Origin of the sequence: Natrinema gelatinilyticum, assembly GCF_024266705.1 — an archaeon.
Classification (GTDB): domain Archaea; phylum Halobacteriota; class Halobacteria; order Halobacteriales; family Natrialbaceae; genus Natrinema; species Natrinema gelatinilyticum.
Genome location: NZ_CP100756.1, coordinates 989,880 through 1,009,027, shown reverse-complemented (window position 1 = coordinate 1,009,027; position 19,148 = coordinate 989,880). Strand labels below are relative to the sequence as shown.

Below are 19,148 nucleotides of genomic sequence, written 5' to 3'. Positions count from 1 at the left end.
CCCATCACTCCCCACGGCACCACTGATAAACGTATTGTGAAAACGTTTTAAGCATCTCAGGAGTGTCGGGAGTTCCATGTTAGCACGCCAATCGGTTCGGTTGTTCCACCTCCCGTTTTCGTTTATGCTGCCACAGAAGGTGGCAGTCGAACGGGGGTACTTCCGCGAGGAGGGGATCGCAGTCGACCTAGTCGAGCGCGATCGCCGCGACGTCGAGGTCAAATACATCCCGGCCGAGGAGACGCTGACTGACGACTACGACGTGGATCTCTACCCCATCTGCAAGTGGGAGAGCATCCGCCGAACGTGGGACATGGGTGACGGACGAATCGTCGCGAACGGAACGTTCGCTACTCTCCCGTATACGGTGTTCACCCGGCCCGACTCGTCCGTCGAGTCGCCATCGGATCTCAGGAACGTCCCGGTCGGCGTCAATCTGCGAACCGGCCAGGAGTATACGGCGCAGAAGGCACTCGAGGAACACGTCGCCTCCGACGAAATCGATCTCGTCGGCTGCGGGATGCCGACCGACCGGCTGCGCGCCCTTCACGAGGGGCGCGTCGACGCCGTCACACTCATCGATCCCCACAGCACGCTGGCCGACCACCTCGGTTTTCAGCGGCTCCTCGAGTACGACAACCACATGGGAATCGTCGGAAGCGACGACGTCGATCGCGACTTGCTCGAGGCCTTCCTGCGCGCCTATGAACGCGCAGTCGCGGATATCAACGCCGATCCGGACGCATTCCGCGCTACGTATCTGGAAATGCTCGAGGCCGAGAAAGCGGTGGCTCCCGACGTGTTCGACGACGTCGACGTCGACGCAGTCTGCGAGGCGATCACGGTCCCGCGGTACGAGGTACCCGAACCAGTCGATCGCGAGGAACTCGACGACCACCTCGCCTGGATGCAAGCCCGGGGATTGATCGACGAGGACGCGACGGTCAACGCCATCGTCGCGCCGTTGTAACCGTCACAGAGAGTCAGCAATACCCGAGCCACCTCACCATGACCGACATCGACTCACAACAGGCCGCGATCGACGAATTTCAGGGTGACCCCGGCGATCGGCCGGTGATGCGGGCCCGATTCGAACATAACGGAAGTCCGCGGTACATGTTGTACACGATCAAGCGCTTCGCTTACGATCACGACCGCGGCTTTCACCTCGACTTGCAACTCGTCTCCGACGAACTCGACGAGGGCTTAGAGACCGTGGAGGCGAAACTTCAGGACGGCGACGCCGACTTGATCGACATCGACTACTTCTCGACGGCGCGCGAGCGGGCCGACGGCGCTCCGATCGTCGCGTTTCACCCGTACGGACAGACGGTCGGCGGTCTCGTTACGCCGATCGATTCGCCGATCGACGGACTCGAGGATCTCGCCGGTCACCGGATCGGCGTCGTCAGGCGACACGACAAGAACTGGATTCTCGTCAGGGCAGCGTGCAGGGAGTTCCACGGCTTCGATCCGGACGAGACGGCGACGCCCCTCGAGGCCGGATCGAAGGTCGAACTCACCAGGCAACTCCGAAACGGCGAGGTCGACGGCATTCTTCAGTTCTGGCAGATCATCCCGGAGATTGTCGAATCCGGCCCCTATCGGGAGGTACTGTCGATGTCGCGGCTAGTCGACCGCCTCGCAGACACCGACGGCGAGCGCCCGGTTCCGATCTCGACGTTCCTGACGAGTGAACCGTATCTGGCCGACCATCCCGACACGGTCCGGGGCTTCGAAGGAGCCTTCCGAGATGCCGTCGAGCGTCTCCAACGGGACGACAGCCTCTGGACGGAACTCGGCGCACAGCTCATGTACGAAGACGACCCCGCGGTCATCCGCGCCGTGCGAGATCGATGGCGCGAGATGGTCGTCGTCGACTGGGACGAGTCCACCGTCGAGGGGATGGAACGACTGTTCGACCGGCTGAAAGAGGTCGTGGGCGCGGACGCCGTCGGCGTCGACGAGCTACCGGACGGGGTGTTCCGGCCGGACGTCGAAATGGAGGGCCGGCCATGACCGAGACGCTCTCGTTCCAGCTCAACTGGGAGCCGAACGGGTTCCAGTCGCCGTACTTCCTCGCCCGCGAGGAGGGGTTCTATCGAGAGGCCGGCCTCGAGATCGAGTTCGTCGAGGGCCACGGTTCGCCGTACGCGGCCGAACGCGCTGCACGCGGACGTGCGGACGTCGCGCTCGCGGGTGCCAGCGCCGTGTTGACGACCCAGAGTAAGGGGTTCGAGCCGCTCGCGGTCGCCGCGGTGACTCAGAAGACGCCAGCGGCCGTCTACACCCTGCGAGACGTCTTCGGTGACCCGCTCACCGAACCCGCACAGCTCGCGGGTCGGACCGTCGCGCCCTCCGCGACGAAGACGCGGATCCTCACCGCGCAATTGCTCGAGAATGCCGGCATCCGGGACGAAGTCGAACTACTGGACGTGGATCCGCACACCCACCACCGCGTCCAGCACAAGGTAGTCGACGGCACGGTCGACGCCGCGGTCGGCGTGGTCACCAACGGGATCGAGATCGGCCGCGAGCACGACCGAACTCCCGACGAGCTTCCGATCGGTGACTATCTGGACATCTACGGCATGACGCTCGTCACCGGCCCCGAATTCGCCCGCGAACGGCCGGAGTCGATCCGGTCGTTCATTCGGGCCAGCACGCGCGGGTGGGCCGTCGCGACCCGCGATCCGGAGCGTGCGATCGATGTCCTCGTCGGCCGAAACGCGACGCTCGAGCGCAATCGAGGGATCGAGCGCCTGAAGTTCGAAACCGCTGCGAACCGTCTTCAGTTCACGCCGTACGTGCGGGATCACGGCTGGGGCGCACAGGATCCAGCCAGGTGGCGACGCCTCGGCGAGACGCTCTCCGAGACCGCACTGCTCGAGGGACCGATCGATCCGGACGCGGTCTGGACCGGAGAATTCCGCCCCGTCGACGAGCCGATCGTCTCCGAGTACGCCGATCGGGTTCGACCGCCAGTCGAGTGAGTAGCGTCCGGTGTTCGAACGGGCGATGACGGATGCTCGAGCGGCCGGCGAACGGTGAGCGGCCAAGCGGCGACGAACGATCGATCCCGAAAACCGAACAGTCGATAACCATTTACTCGAGGCCTCCCTATTTGTGTCTCCAGATGGCCTCGGAACCCGACTACGACTTCTGGCTGCTCGACCTCGACGGGACCATAGTCGACGTCGAGTGGTCCTATACGAGGGAGGTGTTCGATCAGGTCGGCGACCGGCTCGGTCGCGAGTTCACCGACCGAGAGGCGGACATCCTCTGGAACGGCCTGACCGGCTCTCGGGACCGCCAGCTTGAAGACTGGGGCGTCGTCCCCGATGAATTCTGGACTGCGTTCCACGACGAGGAAGATCCGCTGGTGCGGGCCGAACAGACCTACCTCCACGAGGACGCCGCGTTCGTTGCCGACCTCGAGGAACCGGTCGGACTCGTTACCCACTGTCAGGAGTTCCTCTGTGAGCCGGTGCTGGATCACGTCGGTATTCGCGACTGGTTCGACGCCCAGCTCTGCTGTACCGAGGAAACGGGCTGGAAACCCAACCCAGATCCCGTCGAGCGAGTCATGTCGGACCTCGGCGTCGGACACAACGGCCACCAGGGCGTTCTCGCCGGCGACGGTGCCAACGACATCGGCGCGGCGTGGAACGCCGGGCTCGATGCGATCCACGTCGAACGAGTCGGCCACGAGCGCCGCGGGCAGTGCGTTCTCGGGGACTATCGCGTCCAGTCGTTCGATGAACTCTACTGAACGGAGTTTCGCGCTCGTCGAGCGAACGTGACCGAGCGCACGAGGCGAGTCAGAGACGTGTCGAAGCTATACTCGAGTCACGATCGATCGCGTCCGAATCGAGACCAAAAGGGACTCAGGGATTCGGTCGGAGATGGACCCACGATGAAGTACTGCCTCGACTGCGATTGGAGCACCGTGTGGACCGACGAGCCCTCGCAACGAGCGTGCTCTCGTGCCGCAATCGAACATTACGTCGCGACGGGACACACCATCGACTCGAGCGATTCGACCGTCTGTCCGACGACACCTGACGTTTAGCTGAAAGAGAGGGTGCTAAGCCCCCGTCCTCAACGAACGACCGAAGGGAGCGAGTAGGGCGGGGTAGTTCACTTCGGGCTGTGCAGACGCTACCGTGATCCGAGTTGAGTCGACGCTGACGGCTGCACCGGACCGCGCTCACGGCGATTCGGCTACCAAACCTCGATCAACCGATAGTTCATCGACGCGCTCGGTCGCGGGCTTCGTCTCACGCGGCCGTCGAAAACTGCGCTCACGCGTCCGCTGGGTACGGTTTCTCTCTGTCTATCGGTCGGTGTCTCACGGGTCAGCCGCCGCGTAGTCGTCCGCGAAACGCGCTCATATTCACGAACTCTTACCATTATCTCGACAGGAAAGCTTATGCTGGGATGCTCGGCTTATCGTAGCATGGCACGCGATACGCCGGTACGAAATCGAACTGATGCAGCCGCAACCGACAGCGCACTTCCGAACCTGGTAACCATCGTTGGGCGAGGCGTTCCATCGAACTTCGAAATCACCGTCGACGGTGATCTCGAGATGCTCGCGGACGATCCCATGGCCGAGGGAACGGTGGTCTCCTGTGGCGTTGCCGAGGGAGCGATCGACGTCGGCGTCAGGCGCTTCCGGTTTTCAGGGCAGATGGCGAACGTCCGACTCGTCGATTGGAACGGCAACGAAGCGCCCGATTCCGCGAGCGTTCCGACGGTCCACGTCGAGTACGGCGCTGCGGATCGGTAACGCTGTTCCCGAGCCGAGACGGACACCGGTGCCGGGAACTGGTACGGGGTTTTCAGGCCACTGACGACCCCGAGCGGCCGGGAAGGCGTCCGCCCGAACCGTCCGCTTCACGGTAATCTGTACTGGGTACTGTCGTCGAGAATCGGTCGGCCAGCGGAAGCGATGGGGACCGCGATCAATCGTTGTCTGTGGCACCGATCCCTGAATCGCTGTTCGCCGCGGCAGCGAACACTGTCGACGCGATCGGCCCGTCGTTCGCACCGAACTCGGGATCGAACAACTGGAGCGCAGTATGGATGGTGCTCCAGTCGTCTTCCGCTGCCGCTTCGCGCAGACTCTTGGTCGGCGGAGCGAGCAACTGATTGACGAGCGAGTCGGCCATCGCCTCGACGATCTCTCGCTGTGCGTCGGAGACGCCTTGCCTGCCGAGACGTGAGAGTGCCGTCTCCACCTCTTGCTCTTTGATTCGTTCGGCGGATTCGTACATCGCGGCGATCGCTTCGTCCGCGCGCGCTCGCTTGTACTGTTCCGTCAGTAACCGAAACTCGTGGTCGATCATCTCCTCGACCTCGTGGGCTGCGTCGGCCCGCTGTTCGCGTGTCTCTGCAGTTATCGACTCGAGGTCGTCCAGATCGAAGACCGTCACGGCGGGTATCGAACCGGTACTCGGAGCGACGTCGCGAGGCTGGCCGAGATCGACGATCACCTGCTCGGTCTCAGTTGCACCAGCGCGTGCGTCGTCGAAATGGTGCGGTTCGAGTATCGGTTTCTCGCTGCCGGTAGCGGCGACGACGATGTCTGCACGGCCCGCGACGGAATCGAGATCCTCGAGCGGCGCGGCGCCTGCGTCGGTCTCCTCGCAGACTTCGTCGACGATGTGCTCGGCGTGGGCGACGGTCCGGTTGACGACGACGAGTTCATCGACACCGGCGGCCACGAGACTGCGAGCCGCGAGTCGCCCCATTTCGCCGGCCCCGACGACCAGCGCGCTCGCCCCCTCGAGGTCGAGTTCCGCCGCGGCCCGTTGCGTCGCGGCCGATCCAAGCGAGACGACGCCTTCGTTGATCGCTGTTTCGGTACGGGCGCGTTCGCCGACGTGGATCGCCTTCGTGACGGCAGCCTCGAGCATCGAGCCGATGCCGTCGGCGTCACGGGCGTCCTCGTAGGCGGTTCGGACCTGACCGATAATCTGGTCCTCGCCGAGAATCACCGACTCGAGGCCGGCTGCTGTTCGAAGCAGGTGTCGGAGACTCTCGTCGTGGTGCGTCGTGACGATCACATCGTCGTCCGCCCCGGCAAAAAATTCCTCTAGCGCGGCCCGACCGATGGCGTGATCCGGGCCGACGACGTACGCTTCGACCCGGTTACACGTCGAGAGGACGTACGCCTCTTCGATACCTAGAACGGTCAACAACTCTGAAACGGCGGCGTGCTGGCTCGCGGGGCTTGCGGCGGCGAGTTGATCGACGCTGCCGCTTTCGTGGGTGACTCGCGCCGCGGTGACGACCCCGGTCGAAATCATGGTCGTTCACCCCCGGTAGACAGTTCGTCGCCGAGCACGTCCTCGATCACTTGGGGACAGTTGGAAGTACCCGTACGTAAAGCTGTCCAAAGGTCCGGAGAATTGGCGACATCGGTGACGATCTCTCGGCGGCGGTCGGCCGGCACGTCTCGAGATTTGAGTTCCTCGCGTAGCCCTGCACAGACGCGCGCCATCTCGCCGGCCCCTTCCAGCGTCTCCTCGAGTTCCTGTCGGAGGTGCTTACTCAGGGCGGGTGCCGTGCCACCGGTCGTGATCGAGACGACGACGGGGTCTTCAGACACGGTCGCGGGAACGACGACGCTACCGGCGTCGCGCTCGCCCGATCGGTCGGCACGGTTGACGAGGATTCCCCGCTCGCGGCTCGCGTCGGCGACCGCCTCGTTGATTGCCTCGTCGTCGGTCGCCGCGACGGCGAGGGCAGGTTCGACTCGCTCGAGCCACGGGGCGACGCCCGCGGGAGCCGGCGCAGCGCGGATTAGTTCAGCCGGGCCGAATTCACGGTCAGCGAACGCGGGGCTGATGACGAGGACTCGCGCTTCCCGGGCGAACCGACGGGCCTTTCGGGCACCGACGGGTCCGCCGCCGAAGACGAGCACCGTTTCCTCCGTGAAATCGTGCACGAGTGGAATCATTGTGGCACCTGGTCTCTAGACGTTCGGCGTTACTGCTCTCTCGTGTTCGAATCAGCACGTTCTGCCAGACGAATGCCGGTCTTTTTCAATATTTGCGTCGAAAACAGGGAGTCCCAATCGTCCTCGGCTACCTCCCAGTAGTCGGCCATGGTCTCGCGAACCTGCTCGATACGCTGCTGGCTCTCCGCCTCGCTCCGGCCGTGGGTCATCGCGAAAAAATTGTACGGCCAGACACCCTCGTGGCGCGGGCGCCGGTAGCAGTGCGTCACGAATGGCAGCGAGGCGACTTGGGGGCCGACATCGGCGACCAGCTCGTCCGGGACGTTCCAGACTGTCATTCCGTTTTCCGTGTAGCCGAGCGCGTAGTGATTCGGGACGACGCCGATTCGCCGGATCTTGCCCTCGCGCTCGAACCGTTTGATCGTCTCGAGTACCCACTCGGTCTCCGCTCCGATCGCACTAGCGACGTCTGTATACGGCGTTTCGGTGAGGGGAACCCCGTCCTGAATCTCGAGGACGAGGTCGCGTTCGGCCGGCGAGAGCGTGGGTTCGGCGCTCGGCGAGACGTCGGGGCCCAGATCGGCGAGATCGATCCCCGCGGCTTCGTCGCCTTCGCCGTCGAGCGGCCCGTCGACGTAGAATTTGGCCTCGACGCGGAACTCCCGTCGTTTCGGGAGGTTGTAGGTCTCCTGTCCGGTCTCGGCTTCGATTTCGGCCAGGACGTCCCCGACTCGGTCCTCGTCGGCGACGCTCACGACGAACCAGACGTTCAGATACGGATGCTCGCGCTCGTAGTTGTGCGCTACCTCGCGGTGACTGTTAACCTGTTCGATAATTTCGTCGAATCGGTCCTCGGGAGCGTGCATCGCGACCAGCGTCGCTGCGCCGCCGATTTCCTGCGCATTTACGAGCGGTCCAAATCGAGAGAGGACACCTCGCTCATCGAGGAGTTGAATGGTCTCTCGCAACTCCGCTGGGTCGATGTCGACCCCGCGGTCGCACATCGCCTCTGCGGCGGGCTCGAAGGGACGCTCCACGACGGGGAAGCCGCCCTGAAATGCGTTGACGACCGCCCGTTCCCGTTCGGTGAGGTCGACGTCCATGGACATAGGTGATCGTCGGAACTACGCTCGTATAAGCGAACCGGGACGGTTCGCCCCGCACGGCGGACCACTCATACGGACTACTGTACGTCATTGCCGGTGCACCCGCAGGACGGTCGCGGTTGCACCGGTACATCGGTACAGCAGACCGTATCAGCCTTCGACGCCCGTTACCTCGAAACCGAGATCTCGAACGTCTTCCAGGATCGCCTCGTGGTCCGCGCTCGCCTCGTAATAAATGACGATGTCGAAACTCCCCTGTCGCAGTAGCTGCTGGCACTCCCAGACGAATTCCTCGCCCTCGAGTGTCAGGCCCTGATGCTGGTTCGACGAAAAGTCGGTATCGTCGTTGCCCGAGTAGACGTAGCAATCGTTCGGGTCGTGTCCCGAATGTTCGGCGATGACGTCGCCGACGTCGATTGTCGCCTGCATCATCTGGACGTCCTCGCTGCCGTCGTAGTCAGTGTGGACGATCGCTCCGTTCAGGTCGATATCTCCGGGCTCGAGCAGCGCCCTGGTTCGCTGATAGAGGTCCTCGTCGATCACGTCTGCCATCGCTCGGACGTTGCGCGGCTGGACAGATAGCCGTCACGATTCCATCGTCCCGGCGGCCCCGACCGGCGAGCCGTCGTCCCAATGCACTGCCGCACTGCAACACACAAGACACAAGACACATAGTCCTCGGTTACCTTTCCCCCGCCAATGAAGCGGTGGCTCCGTCAACGCGTCGATGCGGCCTACGAACGGCTGCTCTCGCGAGAGATATCCGGCGCGCCGACCCACGTCGCAGTGATTCAGGACGGTAACCGGCGGTACTCCCGCAAGCGGGGCGGAAATGCCCACGACGGCCACCGTGCCGGCGCCGAAACGACCGAACATATCCTCGAGTGGTGCCACGACATCGGCGTCGAGGAACTGACGTTGTATACGTTCTCGACGGAGAATTTCGAGCGTCCCGACGAAGAGAACGAGGCGCTGTTCGATCTGCTCTGTGAGAAACTGCGGAAGTTCGCACAGGCCAAACGCGTCCACGAGAACGAGGTTCGCATTCGGGCCATCGGCGACGTCGAACGGCTTCCGGAGCAGGTCCGTGATGCCGTCGCATACGCCGAGGAGGAAACCCGTGGGTACGATCAGTTCGTCCTCAACATCGCGCTGGCGTACGGGGGCCGCGCACAGTTGCTCGAAGCCGTCCGCGGCGTCGCCGACAGCGTCGACGCGGGCGAGCTAGAGCCCAGCAAAATCGACGTCGAGGACATCGAAGACAGGCTGTACGATCAGCCGGTCCGCGACGTCGATCTGATCATCCGAACGGGCGGTGACGAGCGCACGTCAAATTTCCTCCCCTGGCACGCTAACGGTAACGAGGCGGCCGTTTTCTTCTGTACGCCCTACTGGCCGGAGTTTTCGAAAGCGGACTTCCTGCGAGGAATTCGCACGTACGAACACCGCGAAGAATCCTGGCGCCGGACCCGCGCTCGCCGTGCGTTGGCGCTGCTCGGCGCCATCAGCGAACCCGAACTCGTGGAGGCCCACTCGATTGTCGAACGGTTCCGCGACTCCCTTCCGTCGGCCGAGCGGCCCGACACCGGCGACCTCGAGGCGAACGACTCGAGCGGACAGATCGCCGACTGAGCGTCCCTCGGCACCCCGACCACGGTCTATCCACACATACCACACTATTCATCAGTCATTTTAGCAATAGTGACCGCGATCCCACCACTCGAGAGTGCTCCTGTGGTCGACGTCGAGCGGTTCGTTCGGCTTACGGACGTCCCTGGGATACTACGCACTACCAGTCCGCCGACGTGAGCCGATCGACTACTGGCCGAATCGCCGCGATCGATTACAGTACTCTCGGACCGCGCGCAGGAAGTCCCGCTTGCGGAAGTCCCGCCAGTTGACGTCCGTGAAATACAGCTCGGAGTAGACCGATTGCCAGATCATGAAATCCGAGAGCCGTTCCGCGCCGGTCTTGATCACCAGATCCGGTTCCGATGGGAACACGAGGTGGTCCTCGACGTGTTCGTCGTCGATTTCGTCGGGCGCCAGCTCCCCCGTCTCGACGTGTTCTGCGAGCGTCCGGACCGCGCTGGTGAATTCGTGCTTCCCGCCGAGGCCGATCCCAATCCTGATCGGCGCGTCGGCACGCGTCTTGTCTTCCGGTCCGCGAACGGCCACCTCGAGAGGCGCGTCGATCGTCTCGAGTTCCCGACGCAGCGCCGGCACGGCAGCCGTATCGAGAACGCTGACGTAGACGGTGATCTGTGAGGCGTACTCGACGGCCCACCCGAAGAAATCGGTGAGCGTTTCGTAGGCCCCCCGTTCGAGGAGGTCGCGTTCGGTGATCACGAGCGCGACGTGATCTGGCGGATCGGCCCGGTGGCGGCGGATCCTGAGGGCGAGATACCGTTCGTATACTCCCACGAGAGTGACTTTTTCGGCCGTTGTGATACGGGTTACGGGTTGGGCCCGTCCGGGCCGGGCGCGGGGAACTGGACCCAATCGGCCGTTGACCGCCGTGAAAACCGACTCGAGCCGGGTTCACGAACCTTGAAGTAATCGCCACAGAAAGGAACCGATATCGTGACAGCACCCGTTCGGCGAGCCGGCGTGTTTGCGGTCATCTGTACGCTCTCGCTCGCCGTCCCGCTCTCCGGCCCTCGGGTGGGGGCCGCGCTCGCCGGCATCGTCTTGTTGGCCGCCTACGTCATCACCGATGGCCCACTCTTCGAACTGCTCGCCTATCCGGGCGATTACGAAGATTCGCGGCTATACGGCCTCATCACGTTCGTCCTTTCGGGCGTTGCGCTCGGTCTCATGGCGACGAAAGCGTCGCTGCCCGTCTCCGTCTTCGTCGCAACGTTACTACTCGTCGGCTACGGAAATCTCGGCGAGCAACTCGTCAGACTGCGGATCGAAACGTCCGTCGTACGGGTCGTCGGGTTCTGTCTCGCCGCGACGGGTGCCGCTATCGCCGGCCAGGCCATTACGCAGTCGCTTACCGGCAGCGCCGTCGCATCTTCGCTGCCGAGTATCGTCTTTCTCGCTGCGAGCGGCGCGTTTCTCGCGGCGCTTCTCCGGGACGTGCTGTTGCGCTCCGACGACCCGATCGTCGTCCTCTCGGTCGGGCTCCTCCTCTGGTTGCTCGCCGAACTCGAGCCGTCGATTGGTGCCTGGGAAATCGTCGTCGCGCTCGTCGTCACCGCCGCGCTCGGGTACGCGTCGTACGCCCTCGAAACGGCCTCAATCGCGGGAATGCTTACCGGGATCCTACTCGGGCTGTTGACGATCGTTCTGGGCGGCTACGGCTGGTTCGCTGTCCTCATCTCGTTCTTTGCAATCGGCGGTATCTCGACGAAGTTCCGCTACGACCGAAAAGAAACGCTTGGCGTCGCAGAGGACAACAACGGCGCACGCGGCAGCGGCAACGTCCTCGGAAACGCTGCCATCGCACTCGTCGCCGTACTGGGCTATGCGGCCAGTGACGCCGGTTTTCTCCCCCCTGATCCCTCCCTGTTTCTCTTTACGTTTACCGGCTCCATCGCGACCGCGATGAGTGACACCCTCTCGAGCGAAATCGGCAGCGTCTTCGAGACACCGCGTCTGATCACGACCCTGGAGCCGGTTGATCCCGGCACTGACGGTGGCGTCACCTGGCAAGGGGAACTCGCCGGCATCGCCGGCGCGACGATCGTCGCTGCCATCGCCTATGCGCTCTTTCCGGAAGTCGGGGTCGTCGGTGCGGCGATCATCGTCGCTGCCGGTATCGTGGGCATGACCGTCGACAGCCTGCTGGGGGCGACACTCGAAGGAACGTTCCTGGGTAACCAGGGCGTGAACTTCCTGGCGACGTTGTCCGGTGCGCTCATCAGTGCCGTTCTGGTGGTTTACGTTTCGATTCTCGGTTGAACCATTTGCTGGACCGAAGTCAGCGAGGGAATTCGAACGCCGGATCGGTCGACCCCCATCGAGTGGTCACGTCTTCCTGAATGCGAAACCGACGCTGAGCAAGTTCGTCACCTACCGACGTTTGGTTTCCGTCTTCGATGCGATCGGAATGCCCGCTCCCAAGCTGATCGTCATCTTCGCGGAATACATCGAAGCTGTGGCCGTCGTCCTGTTGCTCGTCGGAATCCGCACATGGTTCGCAGTCCTGTCACTGATACTAGTGATGCTCGTTGCAATTTTCTACGCCGGGCCGGACTGGAAAAACATCGCCGTGCTCGTCTGTTGTGTGGCGTTCCTCGCAGGAGACGTCTGGTCTGCGGGCTCGTTCGGGCTGCGGAGACCCGCACTTCTCAGGTAGCTCACGTCCAGCCACCGTTTTCGCCGTCACTCACTCCGTCCACAACCCGCTACTCGGTGTCCGGGGACCGTTCGGCAATCTCGTCGACCGGATGGATCCGAACGTCGGTCGGGCGCTTGGTAAACTGTCCGAGCGAGCGTGCGACGATCCGATCGACGCCGCGGTCGGCCGCCAGATCGAGCAGCCGTTGGCCGAGGATGTCGTCGAGTACGACCGTCGTCGGCACCGTTTCGGCCGACTCGAGAGCGCCATAGGCCTCGCTCGCGTCGGTTTCGGCTACCGTGCCACCGTCCGCATCGAGGAAGCGAACGCGATCGGTGTCCGCTCGGATGACCGCCGTCGCGTGACCGTAGACCGTCTCGGGTTCGCGCTCGCGATCCGATTCGGGCGAGGTCGCTTCGTCGTCTCCTTCGGCGACCGTCGCTTCGGCCGGTCCAGACTCGAGGGATGCAGAGCCGGGTTGCTCCCGGTTCGCGGTCGTCCGGTCGGTTTTGGCTTTCGCCGGTGCCTCGGCGTCGTCGGCCGAGTCGAATACCGATTCCGCCCGGGCGGTCGATTTGCGATCGTGTTGATTCGACGGGGGCGGTTCCTCCTCGAGGGACGTCGGCGAGGCGGTGCCGGGGTCGGACGGCAGGGGGGCCGGCGTGGTACTGCCGTCGGTCGCGGCGACCGCCTCTCGGGGTTCGTTCAGTTCCGAGACGGTCTCGTAGGGGACCTTGTTCCGGAGGGCGGCGAACAGTTCGTGGTGGTCGAGTTCCTCGACAGAGTTGTCGGACGGAGCGAAGGCGACGTAATCGATGTCGCCGACCTGCGAGAGTTCCTCGAGGATGAGGTCCCCGCCGCGGTCACCGTCGAGGAAGGCCGTGACCGTCCGGTGGCGGGTTAATTCGGCGACCGAGTCGGGAACGCTCGTCCCCTCGACCGCGATTGCGTTTTTGATGCCGTACTTGAGCAGCGTGAGGACGTCCGCTCGCCCTTCGACGACGATGATCGCGTCACTGTCGGTGACGCGCGGACCGGCGGGCAACCCCTCGTACTCGGTGATATCCTCGACGCGGACGTGTTGGCGCACCTCAGCTAAAATCTCGTCTGATGACATGATCGAGTCGTCGAACCCGGTCCTGAGCAGTTCCTTCGCACGGTCGACGACTTCTTTTCGTTTCGCCGCTCGGACGTCCTCGATTTCTTTCACCTCGAGGTCGGCCCGGCAGGGTCCGACTCGAGTAATCGTCTCGAGGGCAGCGGCGAGGGTGGCGGTTTCGACCTTGTCGAGGCTGCTCGCGATCGTTACCTGACCGTTGGATTGGCCCTGTGTGCTTGCGATTTCGACGTCGATACGGCCGACCTTTCCCGACTGTCGGAGGTCGCGAAGATCGAGGTCGTCGCCGAGTAGCCCTTCGGTCTGGCCGAAGATCGCCCCGACGACGTCGCTACGTTCGACGACCCCGTCAGCCGTCACGTTCGCGTGAATGAGGTATTTCGAAGTGTCTTCCATTGGAGATCAGTCCCCGCGAGGGGCGCGGTGACGCGGGAGTCGCGTGCAGAGACCGGTTTATATAAGATTTCGTTCGTGGGGGGCAAATAGCTGTTGACCGCCGCAACTCGTTTCCCAGTGCGATCGGGTGTCGGTCGCATCCATCGTAAGATTCGGACGACGGGTAACCGATGTAACGGCCCGACCGATCCAGTGTTGTATCCGTTTCCGTTCAATACGCAGGTCGATACCAGTACCAGTAGACCGTCACCGCGAGTAGAACGATCAGTCCACCGAGGAAGAAGAGGAGGCCAGGCGGTACGGTTCCGAACACCGCCTCTGCCGCCTCGACGCCGCCGTTACTCACGGTTTGACCGCCTTCGTTTCCGGCGTCGAGTGCCGGATCGGTCGTGCCGTTGCTCACGTTTTGACCGCCTTCGTTTCCGGCGTCGAGTGCCGGATCGGTCGTGCCGTTGCTCACGTTTTGACCGCCTTCGTTTCCGGCGTCGAGTGCTGGATCGGACGCGCCGTCGCTCCCATCCCCGGTTTCCGTTCCCGTGTTGTTCGTCTCGTCGACGCTATCGATGCTGAACCCGTCGTCTCCGGCGGACGAACTTCCGCCCGAATTGGCGTCCGTACTGTCCCGCCCCGATAGCTGTGACTCGTTCTCCGATCCACCGGTGCTCGTCCCGTCCGATTCCGCCGGTTGCGTCCCGTACGTAGTCGACCGTGTCTCAGTCCGTGTGAACCACCACGCGAGGCCGTACTGAATCAGGAGACTCGCGCCAGCCAGCGCGCCGACGCCACCGATAAATCGCGAGAGCGCCTCCTTCAACTGTGTCGCTCGCGATTCGTCGCTCGTCACGATCAACGGCCCATCCGTCGTCGCGTAGACGCTCATCTCGTTCCCGCGCGAGGAGTACCACGTGTCTATTACGTCGACGAGACCAGCGTCCTCTAAGTTCTCCAGGTGGTAGCGAACGTTCTGGATCGAGGAATCGATCGCGTCGGCGATGTCGCTTGGCGTTCCAGGTTCGTCGTCGAGGCGCGCGTAGATCTGCCGGGCCGTCGTCGACGAGAGAGCTGCGAATACCGCGTCGGCATCCTCGCCTTCAAGATCGACGATACGGGGCTGGCCCTCTTCGACGGCCGTCTCCGAGCGAAAGGGAAATAGACGGGCCATATCAGTTCGTTTCGCATTTGCAATCAAACACCTATACTCTTTCTCCTCGCTGAAAGAGCAATTTCAGTTACGGAAATCCGCCTGTCGTGACCGCCGGGTCGGATCGATGAACAATTCTCTTCGATGTCGGCATTCGAATAGCAAGAATTACCAACGACGGGACGAACTCACATGCATGCGCCGAATCAAACTGGGGCTCTGGATCGCGGTGGCCGTCGCCCTCGCCGGGCTCGCTATCCCGTGGTTCCTGTGGGGATCCGGGAGCGTCGTCGCCAGTCTGCCGGTGTGGCTCTGGTGGCACGTCGGCTGGATGGGACTCGCGTCGATCGTCTTCTGGGTATTCACGAGGCGTGCGTGGGGAATCGGTATCGATCGAACTGGACCGGACTCGAGCGCGGCGCCCGGTGGGACGGCAGACGGCACTCGAAGGACGAAATCGGGGGGTGAGTCGCCGTGAACCCGGTTTCGATGCAGCTCACTATTATCGTCGGCTACCTCCTGATCGCGCTCGCGGTCGGTCTGGTCGCCTATCGGCTGACCACGCGGACCGCGGAGGATTTCTACCTCGCGAGCCGAACGTTCGGGACCGTCGTCCTGCTGTTTACGACCTTCGCGACGCTGCTCTCCGCGTTCACGTTCTTCGCGGGGCCGAACATTGCGTACGCAAACGGACCCGAGTGGATCCTGGTTATGGGGCTGATGGACGGTATCATCTTCGCCGTCCTCTGGTACGTGATCGGCTACAAGCAGTGGTTGCTCGGCCAGCAGTACGGCTACGTCACGCTGGGCGAGATGCTCGGCGACCGCTTCGGTTCGCGGTGGCTCCGCGGGATCATCGCGGGCGTTAGCCTCGTATGGCTCTTTCCGTACGTTATGCTTCAACAGGTGGGTGCGGGTACCGCGCTCGAGGCACTCACAGAAGGAACGGTCTCGTACGCCACCGGTGCCGGGCTAATAACCGTGTTCATGATCCTCTACGTCGTCGCCGCCGGGATGCGAGGGGTCGCCTGGACCGACACGCTGCAGGGGGCGTTCATGCTGGTCACGACCTGGGTCGCGCTATTGTGGGTCCTCGCGGCCGTCGGCGGCCCGGGTGCCGCGACCGAAGCACTCGCATCGAACCCCGAAACCGCCAGCTTCCTCTCGCTCGGGGGCGGTGTCTACACGATTCAGTGGATGCTCTCGACGGCAATCACGATCGGGTTCGGCGTCGCGATGTTCCCCCAGGTCAACCAGCGCTTTTTCGCCGCTGGCTCGCAGACCGTGATCAAGCGGTCCCTGGCCCTCTGGCCGATCCTCTGTGTCTTGCTGTTCGTCCCCTCGTTCATGCTCGGCGCGTGGGCTGCCGGCCTCGGCGTCGAAATGCCCGCTAGCGGAAACATACTTCCAGCGGTCCTCGCAGAGTACACGCCCATCTGGTTCGCCGCGGTCGTCATCGCCGGCGCGATGGCGGCGATGATGTCCTCGTCGGACTCGATGTTGCTCTCCGGCTCTTCGTACATCACGCGGGACCTCTACCGCCCGTTCATCGATCGAACCATCTCAGATCGACGCGAGGACCTGATCGCCCGCGGCGGGGTTGTGATCTTCGCGACAGCTGCCTTCATCGCAAGCCTGTTCCAGCCCGCAACGCTGTTCGAGATCGGCGACGCGGCCTTCGGCGGCTTCGCACAGCTCGCGCTGCCCGTCCTGCTCGCGCTCTACTGGCGGCGGACGACGCGCGCCGGCATCACCGCCGGCGTCCTCTCGAGTCAAGTGTTCTACATGGCGAGTCTCTTCCTCGGCACCGTTCCCGACTCCTATGCGGGTTGGTCGGCCGGCCTCGTCGGAATGGCTCTCGGACTGATCGTCACTGTCGCCATCTCTCTGGTCACGTCCCCGGCCACCGCCGAGCGCCGGGCAATCTACTTTGATAAGCTTGGTGCAGATTGACCCGGGTCCGAACCAGCACAATAAATGGCTCGGCGCGTCATAATGAGTAACGGAAGTTATGGGCATAGACTGAGACGGGCGAGTGATGGGAGGAGACCGGCGAGGCGATCTTGTTCGTCATCTAAGTGAGCAGGAGTTGGATCGGCTGCTGGACGAAGCAGACGATCCAAAGATCATCAAGCGACTCACCTTTGTCAAACGTCTCTACAAGGGAGCAACGTACGAGGAAGCAGCCGACGACGTTGGCAAATCTGCGTCGACTGGAAGTCGCTGGGCGCGTCGATGGAACGATGGCGGACTTGGTCAGTTGACACCGAACTTCGGGGGCGGAAGGCCCCCGAAGCTCGGTGACGAGGAACAAGAGCGTCTTTTAGAACTTCTCCGGGAGGGGCAACCCTGGAAAGCACAGGAAGTTCATCAGCTCTTGGACGAAGAGTTCGGTGTAGAGTACCATCCGGATTATCTCGGTCGATTCCTCCGGAATCTCGGACTGTCCTACGCTAAACCACGTCCAAAGCGCCCCTCTCGGCCAGAAAACGCAGATGAAATCCTCGAAGAACGCGTCGCAGACGCGTTCGACGAGGAGACAGAGACGGCACATAACAAGCGTCCTGATGATGAGGACGAAGGATGGGTCCTCGACGACGATATTTGCACGGATGGGGGAACTGTCGTCGGTTTTTGTGATGCTTCGCATCCACAACCATATGACAATTCGCATCGACTGTGGTACGTTGATGATCCGACACTGGAACGACCGCTGGTGAAGCTTGACGAACCAGCGGTCGGATGCTATACGCTCACCGGCGAAAGTGTCCTGACGTTCCCTGAAGATCAATCGAAAGAGAACATCTGTGCGCTATTGGAGCAAGTCCGCGAGCAGAATCCGGGAACACGGATTCTGCTCGTTTTGGATAACTTCTCGTCTCACATCTGTGAACACACGCGCAAGCGCGCACATCAACTCGGTATTGATCTCATCTTTCTTCCGGTCGGCTCACCGCATCTCAACCCGATTGAACAGGTCTGGAAAGTACTCAAACGCACTGCCTCGCCAATCGTGGTGGCGAGCGAGAGCGCGTTCCGAACTCTCGCTCGCCGTCTCTTCGACACCCTTACCGATCGACTCGGATTTGCCAAGTCCTGGATCGATCAATTCCTCAGTCCATATTTGCAAAAGTTATCTTGATCATTACGACGCGCCGATGGCTATCGACCTGCCACCCGCCGTCGCCGACGACTGGCACCACGTCGGCCGTCGAATCGACGATCGGACCCTCTCTCTGGCAACGATCACCACCGAGACGACGGTCTTCGAACATCGGCCGACCGCCGACGCTCTCGATCGACTCTGCGCCGACTATGACGTCCCGGCACGGTCGCTGTTCACCGTCGACGTCCGCGTGACCCCTTCTCTCGAGACGATCGGTCTCTCGGCCGCCGACGCGCTTGAGGTCGCCGTCCCCACTGCTCACGACCAGTTCGTCGATACCATCGAGCGCGACGACATCACTGTCTGCGGCGAACGCGCAAGCGAGTATATCGACCGACCCGACGGCGTCGTGGGGCATCTCACCGTCTTCGGGGTCGCGTATCCGATCGATTCGACCACCGCTTCCGAGAGCGACGACACTGCGGCCGCGACCGCAAGCATCGCCGCCGAAGCCCACCTTGCCGTCTGGCCGGCCGCCGACGCCTACGTGCTATCCGGCGGCCTCCTTCCGCTCGAAGGACCCGACGGAGCGGACCTCCTCGCCGCTGCGCTCGACGTCGATCCGGCCCGCGACCGCGAGGCAATCGTCGATCTGTTCCGGAGGCTCGACCTCGGAGCCGCCGCTGTTGAGTCTGTAGACCTCGAGTGTGGTTGTCTTCACATTTTAGATACACGTCTGCGACGTATCGAAATAGATACCCGACGTGGCGTATACATCCCGATATGGCTCGGTACAGCGGGTACGACTACCCGAAGCTTGCGAAGACCGGCTTCCTCTTCGGTCTGGTCCTGTTCGTCGTCGGAAGCGCCAGCGAACTGGTCGGACACGCGCTGTTCGGATCGCTTCCGCAGTGGGAAAATACGTTATTCGTGTCGCTAATAGCCGTGGGCTTCCTCGTCGGCTTTTTCTCCCCGTTCGTTTTCGGCGTTATCATACCGCTCGTGGAATGAGCCGTGCCTCGACTCG

20 protein-coding genes and 1 pseudogene are annotated in these 19,148 nt (G+C 62.9%); 13 read left to right on the top strand and 8 right to left on the bottom strand.

Annotated features, from left to right (window positions below):
• The first annotated feature begins 76 nt into the window (after nucleotides 1-76).
• The 5 genes from NJU76_RS04890 to NJU76_RS04870 all read left to right on the top strand — a co-directional run bounded on the left by NJU76_RS04890 (nucleotide 77) and on the right by NJU76_RS04870 (nucleotide 4,792).
• On the top strand, nucleotides 77-970 hold the full coding sequence (locus tag NJU76_RS04890; RefSeq protein WP_254531680.1) for an ABC transporter substrate-binding protein: 894 nt from the start codon (nucleotides 77-79) through the stop codon (nucleotides 968-970).
• Nucleotides 971-1,008: 38 nt separating this feature from the next.
• Nucleotides 1,009-2,019 (top strand): ABC transporter substrate-binding protein, encoded by a 1,011-nt coding sequence (locus NJU76_RS04885; RefSeq protein ID WP_254531679.1) that lies wholly within the window; start codon nucleotides 1,009-1,011, stop codon nucleotides 2,017-2,019.
• Nucleotides 2,016-2,993, top strand: a complete 978-nt coding sequence (locus tag NJU76_RS04880) for an ABC transporter substrate-binding protein (protein ID WP_254531678.1) — start codon at nucleotides 2,016-2,018, stop codon at nucleotides 2,991-2,993. The genes NJU76_RS04885 and NJU76_RS04880 overlap by 4 nt, the downstream gene beginning before the upstream one ends.
• Before the next feature lie 143 nt (nucleotides 2,994-3,136).
• Nucleotides 3,137-3,772, top strand: a complete 636-nt coding sequence (locus NJU76_RS04875) for an HAD family hydrolase (RefSeq protein ID WP_254531677.1) — start codon at nucleotides 3,137-3,139, stop codon at nucleotides 3,770-3,772.
• Between the two features lie 687 nt (nucleotides 3,773-4,459).
• The gene (locus NJU76_RS04870) at nucleotides 4,460-4,792 is read left to right on the top strand and encodes a hypothetical protein (RefSeq protein WP_254531676.1); all 333 of its coding nucleotides are present in this window, start codon (nucleotides 4,460-4,462) and stop codon (nucleotides 4,790-4,792) included.
• Nucleotides 4,793-4,967: 175 nt separating this feature from the next.
• Here the strand turns inward: NJU76_RS04870 and hemA are convergent, their stop codons facing one another.
• The 4 genes from hemA to NJU76_RS04850 all read right to left on the bottom strand — a co-directional run bounded on the left by hemA (nucleotide 4,968) and on the right by NJU76_RS04850 (nucleotide 8,625).
• Nucleotides 4,968-6,314 (bottom strand): glutamyl-tRNA reductase, encoded by a 1,347-nt coding sequence (gene hemA, locus NJU76_RS04865; RefSeq protein WP_254531675.1) that lies wholly within the window; start codon nucleotides 6,312-6,314, stop codon nucleotides 4,968-4,970.
• Entirely contained in the window at nucleotides 6,311-6,967 is a 657-nt protein-coding gene (locus NJU76_RS04860; RefSeq protein WP_254531674.1) for a precorrin-2 dehydrogenase/sirohydrochlorin ferrochelatase family protein, read from the bottom strand. Before NJU76_RS04860 ends, hemA begins: the two co-directional genes overlap by 4 nt.
• Nucleotides 6,968-6,996: 29 nt before the next feature.
• A complete protein-coding gene (gene ahbB / locus NJU76_RS04855) occupies nucleotides 6,997-8,076 on the bottom strand; it encodes a siroheme decarboxylase subunit beta (RefSeq protein ID WP_254531673.1) in 1,080 nt (359 codons plus the stop codon).
• 147 nt (nucleotides 8,077-8,223) lie between these two features.
• Nucleotides 8,224-8,625, bottom strand: coding sequence for a DUF5778 family protein (locus NJU76_RS04850; RefSeq protein WP_254531672.1), 402 nt, complete (start codon nucleotides 8,623-8,625; stop codon nucleotides 8,224-8,226).
• Nucleotides 8,626-8,772: 147 nt separating this feature from the next.
• Here NJU76_RS04850 and uppS point away from each other — a divergent pair, with 147 nt between their 5' ends.
• Entirely contained in the window at nucleotides 8,773-9,705 is a 933-nt protein-coding gene (gene uppS, locus NJU76_RS04845; protein ID WP_254531671.1) for a polyprenyl diphosphate synthase, read from the top strand.
• Between the two features lie 186 nt (nucleotides 9,706-9,891).
• Here the strand turns inward: uppS and NJU76_RS04840 are convergent, their stop codons facing one another.
• On the bottom strand, nucleotides 9,892-10,497 hold the full coding sequence (locus tag NJU76_RS04840; protein WP_254531670.1) for an undecaprenyl diphosphate synthase family protein: 606 nt from the start codon (nucleotides 10,495-10,497) through the stop codon (nucleotides 9,892-9,894).
• A 159-nt stretch (nucleotides 10,498-10,656) separates the two neighbouring features.
• On the opposite strand from NJU76_RS04840, the gene NJU76_RS04835 reads away from it, so the two are divergent.
• Together NJU76_RS04835 and NJU76_RS26515 are read left to right on the top strand one after the other, a co-directional pair.
• Nucleotides 10,657-11,982, top strand: coding sequence for a DUF92 domain-containing protein (locus NJU76_RS04835; protein ID WP_254531669.1), 1,326 nt, complete (start codon nucleotides 10,657-10,659; stop codon nucleotides 11,980-11,982).
• A complete protein-coding gene (locus tag NJU76_RS26515) occupies nucleotides 11,933-12,379 on the top strand; it encodes a DoxX family protein (RefSeq protein ID WP_340681226.1) in 447 nt (148 codons plus the stop codon). The genes NJU76_RS04835 and NJU76_RS26515 overlap by 50 nt, the downstream gene beginning before the upstream one ends.
• 49 nt (nucleotides 12,380-12,428) lie before the next feature.
• Here the strand turns inward: NJU76_RS26515 and dnaG are convergent, their stop codons facing one another.
• Entirely contained in the window at nucleotides 12,429-13,874 is a 1,446-nt protein-coding gene (dnaG, locus tag NJU76_RS04825) for a DNA primase DnaG (RefSeq protein ID WP_254531666.1), read from the bottom strand.
• 211 nt (nucleotides 13,875-14,085) lie between these two features.
• Nucleotides 14,086-15,036, bottom strand: a complete 951-nt coding sequence (locus NJU76_RS04820; protein ID WP_254531664.1) for an ArsR/SmtB family transcription factor — start codon at nucleotides 15,034-15,036, stop codon at nucleotides 14,086-14,088.
• Between the two features lie 175 nt (nucleotides 15,037-15,211).
• On the opposite strand from NJU76_RS04820, the gene NJU76_RS04815 reads away from it, so the two are divergent.
• From NJU76_RS04815 to NJU76_RS27325, 4 genes and pseudogenes are all read left to right on the top strand, one after another.
• Complete coding sequence (locus NJU76_RS04815) at nucleotides 15,212-15,493, top strand: DUF3311 domain-containing protein (RefSeq protein ID WP_254531662.1); 282 nt, start codon at nucleotides 15,212-15,214, stop codon at nucleotides 15,491-15,493.
• 11 nt (nucleotides 15,494-15,504) lie between these two features.
• The gene (locus NJU76_RS04810; RefSeq protein WP_425604294.1) at nucleotides 15,505-16,968 is read left to right on the top strand and encodes a sodium:solute symporter family protein; all 1,464 of its coding nucleotides are present in this window, start codon (nucleotides 15,505-15,507) and stop codon (nucleotides 16,966-16,968) included.
• Between the two features lie 85 nt (nucleotides 16,969-17,053).
• Nucleotides 17,054-18,157, top strand: a complete 1,104-nt coding sequence (locus NJU76_RS04805) for an IS630 family transposase (protein ID WP_254531659.1) — start codon at nucleotides 17,054-17,056, stop codon at nucleotides 18,155-18,157.
• 16 nt (nucleotides 18,158-18,173) lie between these two features.
• Nucleotides 18,174-18,725, top strand: a pseudogene (locus NJU76_RS27325) (hypothetical protein); the annotation flags it as partial.
• Here the strand turns inward: NJU76_RS27325 and NJU76_RS04795 are convergent.
• A complete protein-coding gene (locus NJU76_RS04795) occupies nucleotides 18,672-18,842 on the bottom strand; it encodes a hypothetical protein (protein WP_254531655.1) in 171 nt (56 codons plus the stop codon). The pseudogene NJU76_RS27325 and the gene NJU76_RS04795 overlap by 54 nt on opposite strands.
• Nucleotides 18,843-18,904: 62 nt before the next feature.
• Between NJU76_RS04795 and NJU76_RS04790 the strand changes: the two genes are divergently transcribed.
• A complete protein-coding gene (locus tag NJU76_RS04790) occupies nucleotides 18,905-19,132 on the top strand; it encodes a DUF7860 family protein (RefSeq protein WP_254531653.1) in 228 nt (75 codons plus the stop codon).
• Nucleotides 19,133-19,148: the final 16 nt, after the last annotated feature.

Bases quoted from the DNA above. Each gene is read 5' to 3' on its own strand.
- NJU76_RS04860 (WP_254531674.1), bottom strand. From the start codon at position 6,967: ATGATTCCACTCGTGCACGATTTCACGGAGGAAACGGTGCTCGTCTTC.
- NJU76_RS04790 (WP_254531653.1), top strand. From the start codon at position 18,905: ATGGCTCGGTACAGCGGGTACGACTACCCGAAGCTTGCGAAGACCGGC.
- NJU76_RS04820 (WP_254531664.1), bottom strand. From the start codon at position 15,036: ATGGCCCGTCTATTTCCCTTTCGCTCGGAGACGGCCGTCGAAGAGGGC.
- NJU76_RS04890 (WP_254531680.1), top strand. From the start codon at position 77: ATGTTAGCACGCCAATCGGTTCGGTTGTTCCACCTCCCGTTTTCGTTT.
- NJU76_RS04850 (WP_254531672.1), bottom strand. From the start codon at position 8,625: ATGGCAGACGTGATCGACGAGGACCTCTATCAGCGAACCAGGGCGCTG.
- NJU76_RS04805 (WP_254531659.1), top strand. From the start codon at position 17,054: ATGGGAGGAGACCGGCGAGGCGATCTTGTTCGTCATCTAAGTGAGCAG.
- NJU76_RS04870 (WP_254531676.1), top strand. From the start codon at position 4,460: ATGGCACGCGATACGCCGGTACGAAATCGAACTGATGCAGCCGCAACC.
- ahbB (WP_254531673.1), bottom strand. From the start codon at position 8,076: ATGTCCATGGACGTCGACCTCACCGAACGGGAACGGGCGGTCGTCAAC.
- NJU76_RS04810 (WP_425604294.1), top strand. From the start codon at position 15,505: ATGCAGCTCACTATTATCGTCGGCTACCTCCTGATCGCGCTCGCGGTC.
- NJU76_RS04815 (WP_254531662.1), top strand. From the start codon at position 15,212: ATGCGCCGAATCAAACTGGGGCTCTGGATCGCGGTGGCCGTCGCCCTC.
- NJU76_RS04875 (WP_254531677.1), top strand. From the start codon at position 3,137: ATGGCCTCGGAACCCGACTACGACTTCTGGCTGCTCGACCTCGACGGG.
- NJU76_RS04885 (WP_254531679.1), top strand. From the start codon at position 1,009: ATGACCGACATCGACTCACAACAGGCCGCGATCGACGAATTTCAGGGT.
- uppS (WP_254531671.1), top strand. From the start codon at position 8,773: ATGAAGCGGTGGCTCCGTCAACGCGTCGATGCGGCCTACGAACGGCTG.
- hemA (WP_254531675.1), bottom strand. From the start codon at position 6,314: ATGATTTCGACCGGGGTCGTCACCGCGGCGCGAGTCACCCACGAAAGC.
- dnaG (WP_254531666.1), bottom strand. From the start codon at position 13,874: ATGGAAGACACTTCGAAATACCTCATTCACGCGAACGTGACGGCTGAC.
- NJU76_RS04880 (WP_254531678.1), top strand. From the start codon at position 2,016: ATGACCGAGACGCTCTCGTTCCAGCTCAACTGGGAGCCGAACGGGTTC.